Source organism: Terrabacter sp. AAH1 (assembly GCF_054456855.1).
Genome location: NZ_JBTJJV010000008.1, coordinates 180,528 through 188,594, shown reverse-complemented (window position 1 = coordinate 188,594; position 8,067 = coordinate 180,528). Strand labels below are relative to the sequence as shown.

General features: G+C 73.1%; 8 protein-coding genes. 5 read left to right on the top strand and 3 right to left on the bottom strand.

Annotated features, from left to right (window positions below; translation table 11 throughout):
- Window positions 1-117: 117 nt before the first annotated feature.
- Together ACXR8F_RS14165 and ACXR8F_RS14160 are read right to left on the bottom strand one after the other, a co-directional pair.
- Entirely contained in the window at window positions 118-606 is a 489-nt protein-coding gene (locus tag ACXR8F_RS14165; RefSeq protein ID WP_458801377.1) for a DUF3291 domain-containing protein, read from the bottom strand.
- A 270-nt stretch (window positions 607-876) separates the two neighbouring features.
- Entirely contained in the window at window positions 877-3,063 is a 2,187-nt protein-coding gene (locus tag ACXR8F_RS14160) for an ATP-dependent DNA ligase (protein ID WP_458801375.1), read from the bottom strand.
- Between the two features lie 145 nt (window positions 3,064-3,208).
- On the opposite strand from ACXR8F_RS14160, the gene ACXR8F_RS14155 reads away from it, so the two are divergent.
- Window positions 3,209-3,610, top strand: coding sequence for a PPOX class F420-dependent oxidoreductase (locus tag ACXR8F_RS14155; protein ID WP_458801373.1), 402 nt, complete (start codon window positions 3,209-3,211; stop codon window positions 3,608-3,610).
- 43 nt (window positions 3,611-3,653) lie between these two features.
- Here the strand turns inward: ACXR8F_RS14155 and ACXR8F_RS14150 are convergent, their stop codons facing one another.
- Window positions 3,654-4,460, bottom strand: a complete 807-nt coding sequence (locus ACXR8F_RS14150; RefSeq protein WP_458801371.1) for a UbiA family prenyltransferase — start codon at window positions 4,458-4,460, stop codon at window positions 3,654-3,656.
- Window positions 4,461-4,520: 60 nt separating this feature from the next.
- Between ACXR8F_RS14150 and ACXR8F_RS14145 the strand changes: the two genes are divergently transcribed.
- From ACXR8F_RS14145 to idi, 4 genes are read left to right on the top strand one after another with little or no spacing between them, the layout of a single operon-like run.
- Window positions 4,521-5,591 carry a type III polyketide synthase gene (locus tag ACXR8F_RS14145; RefSeq protein ID WP_458801369.1) on the top strand — a complete coding sequence of 357 codons (1,071 nt, stop codon included), beginning with the start codon at window positions 4,521-4,523 and terminating at the stop codon, window positions 5,589-5,591.
- Window positions 5,592-5,600: 9 nt separating this feature from the next.
- Window positions 5,601-6,140 carry an isoprenylcysteine carboxyl methyltransferase family protein gene (locus ACXR8F_RS14140; RefSeq protein WP_458801367.1) on the top strand — a complete coding sequence of 180 codons (540 nt, stop codon included), beginning with the start codon at window positions 5,601-5,603 and terminating at the stop codon, window positions 6,138-6,140.
- Window positions 6,137-7,261, top strand: coding sequence for an NAD(P)/FAD-dependent oxidoreductase (locus tag ACXR8F_RS14135; protein ID WP_458801365.1), 1,125 nt, complete (start codon window positions 6,137-6,139; stop codon window positions 7,259-7,261). Before ACXR8F_RS14140 ends, ACXR8F_RS14135 begins: the two co-directional genes overlap by 4 nt.
- Window positions 7,258-7,932 carry an isopentenyl-diphosphate Delta-isomerase gene (idi, locus tag ACXR8F_RS14130; RefSeq protein ID WP_458801363.1) on the top strand — a complete coding sequence of 225 codons (675 nt, stop codon included), beginning with the start codon at window positions 7,258-7,260 and terminating at the stop codon, window positions 7,930-7,932. The genes ACXR8F_RS14135 and idi overlap by 4 nt, the downstream gene beginning before the upstream one ends.
- Window positions 7,933-8,067: the final 135 nt, after the last annotated feature.

Sequence of the window (8,067 nt, the reverse complement as noted above, 5' to 3'; positions counted from 1 at the left end):
CTCAGTCAGGCCGTCCCCGAAAGCAGGGCGGCTCGCTCAGCCCGGCAGTGACTCGACGACACCGGTAGTGCGACAAGAACTCTGCCCTTGTCACACCCCACGGTCCACCAGTGAGGCTCAGCCGCGGGAGCGCACCGGTCGCCCCGCCGCGTCGAACTGGTGCAGCAGCGAGAACGCCTGCGCCGTGGGCCCGTGCACCCGCAGGTGGCGCAGCCTGGCAAGGCCGTCCTCGACGCCGGGCCGGGTGCCGGGGGCGACCCACCAGAGCGCGGTCGACGGCTGCGGCGACGCACGGAACCACTTGCCACCGCGCATGACGAGCGGGCCGTGCTCGCTGCGGTAGACGAAGTCGTGCAGGCTCGCGTAGTCGGTCCAGACGGACAGGTTGACGACGAGCAGGTCGTCGCCGTCACGCAGCAGCTCGTCGCTCTCGGGACGCCAGTGCCACACGAAACCCGGCGCGACCGCAGCGAGGCGCGCGACCCGGTCGAACGCGTACACGAAGCCGCGCATCGTCGGGTCGTCGAGCCGTGCCTTCGCGACCGAGACGTTGACCTGGGCCAGCTGTCGCTCCACCGAACTGGCCGTCGCGACGTCCTCGGTCATGCCTCCACCCTGACACGGGAACGCCTTCGCTGCCTGACATGTCGGATCTGTCCGGCACCAAGTTAAAGACCTCGCCAAGGTTTCGCGGATGCCTCGGCGTCGGCACCCGGAGCCGCCGCACACTCGTTGCGTCCGGAGCCGTCCGCTCCCATCGGTCGGGACGGGAACGTCCAAGCCGCCATTCGGCGCCGGACTCAGGGGGATGTGCCGTCGGATCGCGAGCTCCGGCGGCACACCCCCGCTCCCAGCCTCGGACCCTCGCGCCGGCTGTCAGTCCCCGGCGGAGAGGACATCGGCGAGGTCGTAACCGACCGGCTCGTCGAGCTGGTCGAAGGTGCACGACTCGGGCGTGCGGTCGTCGCGCCACCGCACGAACTGGGCGGTGTGGCGGAAGCGCGTGCCCTCCATGTGGTCGTAGCGCACCTCGACGACGCGCTCGGGCCGCAGCGGGGTGAAGGAGAGGTCCTTCTGGTTGTTCCAGCGGGAGTACTCGGACGAGCGCGGGTTGCGCACGCCGTCCTGCGGCTGGGCCCAGTTCCACGGGTGCTCGTCCCACTCGGCGACGAGGGGCTGGAGCTCCTCGAAGAGCTCCTTGCGGCGCGCCATCGGGAAGGCGCCGATGACGCCCACCGACGCGAGCTGGCCGTCGGCGTCGTAGAGGCCGAGCAGCAGCGAGCCGATGGCGTCGGGCCCGCTCTTGTGCACGCGGTAGCCGGCGACGACGCAGTCGGCGGTGCGCTCGTGCTTGATCTTGAACATGAGCCGTTTGTCGGGCTCGTAGTGCACGTCGACGGGCTTGGCGATGACGCCGTCGAGCCCGGCGCCCTCGAACTGGGTGAACCAGCCCTTCGCCTCGTCCTGGTCGGCCGTGGCTGCGGTGAGGTGGATCGGGGCCTGCGCCGTGGCGAGAGCCTTCTCCAGGGCGGCGCGGCGCTCGGAGAAGGGCTTGTCCATGTAGGAGACGCCGTCGAGCGAGAGGAGGTCGAAGGCGACGAACGACGCCGGCGTCTCGGCGGCCAGCTTCTTGACCCGTGAGGCGGCCGGGTGGATGCGCTGCTGGAGCAGGTCGAAGTCGAGACGGTCGCCGGACTCGGGCGACACGAGGATGATCTCGCCGTCGATGACCGCCTTCTCGGGGAAGTTCGCGAGCACGGCCTCGACGACGTCGGGGAAGTAGCGGGTCATCGGCTTCTCGTTGCGCGAGCCGATCTCGACGAGGTCGCCGGAGCGGAAGATGATCGAGCGGAACCCGTCCCACTTCGGCTCGTAGAGCACCTCGGCCTTGACTGTCGAGAAGTCCTTCACCGGCTTGGCGAGCATCGGCGGCACGGGTGGCACCACCGGGCCCCACACGTCACGCAGCTCTGCGTCGCGCTCGGCCTTGGGGGCCATGTACTCGGCGTCCGACTTGTCCTGCCGGCGCTTGCTCGGCTGCACGCGTGGGGGCTCGCCCGGCATCTTCGGGTAGTCGGGCGGGAAGTTCAGCTCACCGAGCCCGCGCTCCTCGACGTCCTTGTCCCACAGCGCGATCGCGGCGGCCACGTCGCCTACGGCATCGCCGATGCCTGCCCACGCGTCGCCACGTCCGGCGACCAGCTCGGGCACGGTGCGCACCGTGAGCGTCTTCGGGTCGAGGTCGCGCAGCTCGTCCCAGGTGACCGGGGTCGACACCGGCGCGCCCGGCAGCGGGCGGGGCGAGTAGGCCGACGCGATGGTGCGGTCGCGGCAGGCCTGGTTGAAGTCGACGAAGACGCGCTCGCCGCGCTCCTCCTTCCACCACGACGTCGTGACGAGGTCGGGCAGCCGTCGCTCGAGCTCGCGCGCGATGCCGATGACACCGTGGCGCACGTCGAGGAACTCGTGCGTCGGCGCGACGCGCGCGTAGACGTGGACGCCGCGGTTGCCCGACGTCTTCGCCCACGCGGTGAGGCCGATCTCGGCCATCACCTCCCTGAGGGCGTATGCCGCCTCGACCGCGTCGGCGAACCCACGGCCGGGCTGTGGGTCGAGGTCGATGCGCAGCTCGTCGGGGTTGTCGACGTTCGCGGCGCGGACCGGCCACGGGTGGAAGGTGATGGTGTTCATCTGCGCGGCCCACACGGCGCTGGCGATCTCGTCGATGACCAGCTGCGGGTGCTTGCGCCCCGACGGATAGGTGCACATCACCGTGCGCACCCACTCCGGCACGCCCTTCGGTGGGTTCTTGGAGAAGAACTCCTCGCCCTCGATGCCCTCGGGGAAGCGCTGCAGCGTCACCGGCCGGTCACCGAGGGCGCGCAGCATGGGCTCGGCGACGGAGACGAGGTAGTGCGCCATGTCGAGCTTGGTGACGGGCTTGCCGTCGGCCATGCCCTCGGCGGGCCACAGCACGCGGTCGGGGCTCGAGACGCGCACCTCCCGCACCCCGGCAGGGTCGACCGGACTCGGCGCTTCGACGACGGCGGGCTTGGCGCTCACTCGCCGATCGTAGCCACGCGCGCAGACACCCCGGCTGAGCACACGCTCGGGCGGAGCAGTCGGTTCCTGCTCCTCTGGGCGGAGCAGGAACCCAGCGTCGGGAGCGCATGTGCGGTGCGGTCGGCCGATCGGGTACGACCCTCCCATGACGCAGGCCCCCACGCTCCACAACCTCGGCGGCGAACGCTTCGTGCTGCTGACGACCTATCGCCGCTCCGGCGAGCCGGTCGCCACCCCGGTCTGGGTGCTGCCAGACGCGGGGGCTGCCATCGTCAGCACGCCCGAGGGCGCCGGCAAGCTCAAGCGGATCCGGAACAACCCGCACGTCACGCTGCAGCCGTGTGACCGCCGCGGCAACGTCGAGCCGGGCTCGCCGGTCGTCGAGGGCACGACCGAGATCATCCGCGACAGCGCGGCGTCCGAGGCCGTGAACCGGCGGCTGCTGCGCAAGTACGGCACCGAGTTCCGCATCTTCATGGCCATCGAGTGGGTGCTGCGGCGGGGCAACAGCAACCGCGTCGTCCTGCGCATCCTGCCGACGTCCTGACGCGGCACCCTCGCCCGTCGCACGCGACCTTTCCGCCGGGGCGTCAGCTGCGCGCGACGAGCGCCACGACGTTCGCGAGGGCGATGAGCACCGCCGCGACGAACGGCACCCGCCCGCGGGCGAGCACCGCGACGCCGGCCAGCGCGACGCACACGCCCAGCAGCAGCCAGCCCGCCGGGTCGATGCCCGGGCCGTATGCCGCCACGACCGTCCCGAGCAGCAGCACCGCGGGTGCCACCCGGCGCACGACCACCGCGCCGAGCACGTGGGGCAGCGCCCGCACCCCGGTCGCCTCGTCGTCCGCGAGGTCGGGCAGGGCGTTGAGCAGGTGCGCGCCGACACCGAGCAGCGCGCCCGTGCCGACCACCCAGGCGGGCGGCAGCGCGGGATCGGGCAGGGCGAGCGTCACGACCGCGGGGAGCGCGCCGAACGCGACGGCATACGGCAGCGGGGAGAGCACGGTGCGCTTGAACCAGAGGTTGTAGGCCCAGCCCGACGCCACCCCGAGCACGAGGTGCACGAGCCCCGACGCGAGCCCGCACGCGAGCGACAGCCCGACGCAGGCGACGAGCGCGGCCCCGCACGCGATGCGCGTGACCCGCTCGGACACGGCGCCGCTGGCCAGCGGCTTGTCGGCGCGGCCGACGGCGCGGTCGCGGGCGGCGTCGACGAGGTCGTTCGACCAGCCGATGGACAGCTGCCCGGTGAGCACGGCACTCGTCCCGAGCAGCGCCCGTCCGGGCGCCTGGCCGGCCGACCACGCGAGCAGGGCCGTCAGCACCGTCACCGCGAGCGTGGGGCCCGGGTGGCAGGCGAGCACCAGCCCTCGCACCACCCGGGATCCGGCCACGACGTGAGCCTAGGTGTAGTCGGCGGCACGGGTGGGCGCGCCGCAGCCTAGGCTGGCGACGTGAGCCACCTTGCGGCTGTCCGAGGAGTCCTGCCCGACCACACCTACGCCCAGGCCGAGATCACCGCGGCCTTCGCCGACGTGCTCGGCTCGACCGGCACCGACCGCCTCGTCCTCGAACGGTTCCACGCCAACGCCGGCGTCAGCCAGCGGCACCTGGCGCTGCCGCTCGAGCGCTACTGGCGGCTGGCCGACTTCGGCGAGGCCAACGACGAGTTCATCCGCGTCGCCACCGACCTCGGGTCCCACGCCGTCACCAAGGCGCTGGCGGCCGCCGGGCTCACGCCGCGCGACGTCGACCTCATCGTCTCGACGACGATCACCGGTCTCGCCGTGCCGTCCATCGAGGCGCGGGTCGCCGCCGAGATCGGCCTGCGCGACGACGTGAAGCGGGTTCCGCTCGTCGGCCTCGGCTGCGTGGCCGGTGCCGCCGGCGTCGCGCGCGTCCACGACCACCTCGTCGGGCACCCGGACGACGTCGCCGTGCTCCTCTCGGTCGAGCTGTGCAGCCTCACCGTGCAGCGCGAGGACACCTCGACGGCCAACCTCGTGGCGAGCGGCCTCTTCGGCGACGGCGCCGCTGCAGTCGTGATGGTCGGCGCGAACCGGGCCCCAGCCCTGGCCGCCGACCAGCCCCGCGTCGTCGCCACCCGCAGCCGGCTCTACCCCGACACCGAGCGCGCGATGGGCTGGGACGTCGGCGCGACCGGCCTGCGCATCGTCCTCGGCGCCGAGGTGCCCGACCTCGTGCGCGCGAACGTGCGCGACGACGTCGACCGCTTCCTCGCCGACCAGGGGCTGACCCGGGCCGACATCGGCTGGTGGGTCGCGCACCCGGGCGGCCCCAAGGTGCTCGACGCCATGCAGGAGGCCCTCGAGGTCGACCGTGAGGCCCTCGGTGTCACGTGGCGCTCCCTCGACCGCATCGGCAACCTCAGCTCCGCCTCCGTGCTGCACGTGCTCGCCGACACCCTCGCCGACCACACGCCCGAGCCGGGGTCGTGGGGAGTGCTCATGGCGATGGGCCCCGGGTTCTGCCTCGAGCTCGTGCTCCTGCGGGCAGCCGACTGAGGCGCCTCGATGACCTCACCGTGGCTCTTCACCGGCCTCGTGCTCCTCGTGGGGCTCGAGCGCCTTGCCGAACTCGTCGTGTCGAAACGCAATGCGGCATGGGCCTTCTCGCGCGGCGGTGTCGAACGCGGCCAGTCGCACTATCCCGTCATGGTGGTGCTGCACACCGGTCTGCTCGTCGGCGCCGTCGCCGAGGTGTGGGCGGCCGGTCGGCCGTTCGTGCCGGCCCTCGGGTGGGCGATGCTCGCCCTCGCCGTCGCCAGCCAGGCGCTGCGCTGGTGGTGCATCCGCACCCTCGGCAACCAGTGGAACACCCGGGTCATCGTCGTGCCCGGCCTGTCCCTCGTGCGCGGCGGTCCCTACCGACTGTTCCCGCACCCGAACTACGTGGCCGTCGTGGTCGAGGGCCTCGCGCTGCCGCTCGTGCACACCGCCTGGGTCACGGCGGTCGTCTTCACCGTCGCCAACGCCGTGCTGCTGACGGTCCGGGTCCGCGTCGAGAACGCGGCTCTGCGCGAGATCGCCACTCCCGCAGAGGCGCTCGCATGACCAGCGAGCAGTCCCCGAACACCCGGGCAGACCGCCACGTCGACGTCGTCGTCATCGGCGGCGGTCCCGTCGGTCTCGCCGCCGCAGCGTATGCCGCGCGGGCCGGCCTGACCCCCGTCGTGCTCGAGCCTCGCGTCGGCACCATCGACAAGGCGTGCGGAGAGGGCCTCATGCCGGGCGGGCTGCAGGCGCTCGCCGACCTCGGCGTCGACCCGCCGGGGCACGACCTCCGCGGCATCCGCTACCTCGCCCGGGGCAGGGTCGCCGAGGCCGACTTCAGCGGCGGCCTCGGCCGAGGCGTGCGGCGCACCGTGCTGCACGACGCCGTGCGCCGTGCCGTCGACGAGGCCGGCGTCGAGGTGCTGCCGCTCTCGGCCACCGGCGTAACCCAGGACGAGCGCGGCGTCCGCGTGCCCACGGAGGACTCCAGCGGCACCGGCCCCACCCTGTCGGCCACCTGGGTCATCGCCGCCGACGGGCTGCACTCGCCCACGCGTCGCGCCCTGGGCCTCGACCGCGACCAGCGGCGCACCAGCGACCCCGAGCCCGGCCGGCGCCGGCCCGGCCGCTACGGCCTGCGCCAGCACTACGGCATGCGCCCGTGGGGCGACCACGTCGAGGTGCACTGGAGCCGGCACGCCGAGGCGTACGTGACCCCCGTCGCCGACGACCTCGTCGGCGTGGCCGTGCTCAGCCGGCAGCGCGGCCCCCTCACCGACAGCCTCGCCGACTTCCCGCACCTGCGTGAGCGCCTCGGCGACGCACCCGTGGTGACGTCGGTCCGTGGCGCGGGACCCCTCCGGCAGCGCACGAGCCGACGGGTCGCCGGGCGCGTCCTGCTGGCTGGCGACGCGAGCGGCTACGTCGACGCGCTGACCGGTGAGGGGATCTCGCTCGGCCTGGCCCACGCGCGCGCAGCCGTCTCGGCGATCAGGGCCGGCGAGCCCGACGCGTACGAACGGGCCTGGCGGGCCGCGACCCGGCGCTACGCGCTGCTCACGCACACCCTCGTGCAGGTGACCCGTCCGACGTGGGGACGGCGCCTGCTCGTGCCCGCCGCTGCCGCGCTGTCGCCGGTCTTCCGGGGAGCCGTCAACGAGCTGGCGAGGCCGAACCGGTGACCGCCCGAGAGCACCGCGATGCCCCGCACGACGACGCGTACGACGACACGCACGACGACACGCTCGGGGACCCGGGCGAGGACCCGGGCGAGGAGCTCGTCGTGCTCGTGTCGCCCGAGGGTGAGGCCGTCGGCACGGCGCCCAAGTCGAGCGTCCACCACGCCGACACCCCGCTGCACCTCGCCTTCTCGGTCTACCTCTTCGACGACGAGGGGTCGTTCCTGCTCACGCAGCGCGCGCTCGACAAGACCACCTTCCCGGGCGTGTGGACCAACTCCGCCTGCGGCCACCCCGCGCCCGGCGAGCACCTGCACGACGCCGTGTGCCGTCGCGTGGCCGACGAGCTCGGCCTCACCGTCGGTGCGCTCCGCCTCGTGCTGCCACGCTTCTCCTACCGTGCCGAGCAGGACGGGGTCGTCGAGCTCGAGCTGTGCCCGGTGCTCGTCGGTCGGGTCGCCGGCACGGCGCCGGCGCCGCAGCCCGACGCCGCCGAGGTCGCGGTGGCGCAGTGGCTCCCGTGGCGCGAGTTCGCCGCCGACGTGCTGGCGGGCCGCCGCACGGTGTCGACGTGGTGTCGCGAGCAGGTGGCCGAGCTCCACGAACTCGGTGCCCACCCGCAGCAGTGGCCGGAGGCCGACCCCGCAGACCTCCCCGCGGCCCTGCCCCGCTGAGGCCAGCCCGAGGCGTACGAAAGTGGGCACTCGACGGGAATTGCCCTACGTCGAGTGCTCAGTTCTCGACGGGCTGGGTTTACGTCGAGTGCTCAGTTCCCAACGGGCTGGGTTTACGTCGAGTGCTCAGTTCCC

Excerpts from the sequence above, each read along its gene's own strand:
- ACXR8F_RS14165 (WP_458801377.1), bottom strand. The coding sequence starts at position 606 with ATGACCGAGGACGTCGCGACGGCCAGTTCGGTGGAGCGACAGCTGGCC.
- ACXR8F_RS14140 (WP_458801367.1), top strand. The coding sequence starts at position 5,601 with ATGACCTCACCGTGGCTCTTCACCGGCCTCGTGCTCCTCGTGGGGCTC.
- ACXR8F_RS14135 (WP_458801365.1), top strand. The coding sequence starts at position 6,137 with ATGACCAGCGAGCAGTCCCCGAACACCCGGGCAGACCGCCACGTCGAC.
- ACXR8F_RS14155 (WP_458801373.1), top strand. The coding sequence starts at position 3,209 with ATGACGCAGGCCCCCACGCTCCACAACCTCGGCGGCGAACGCTTCGTG.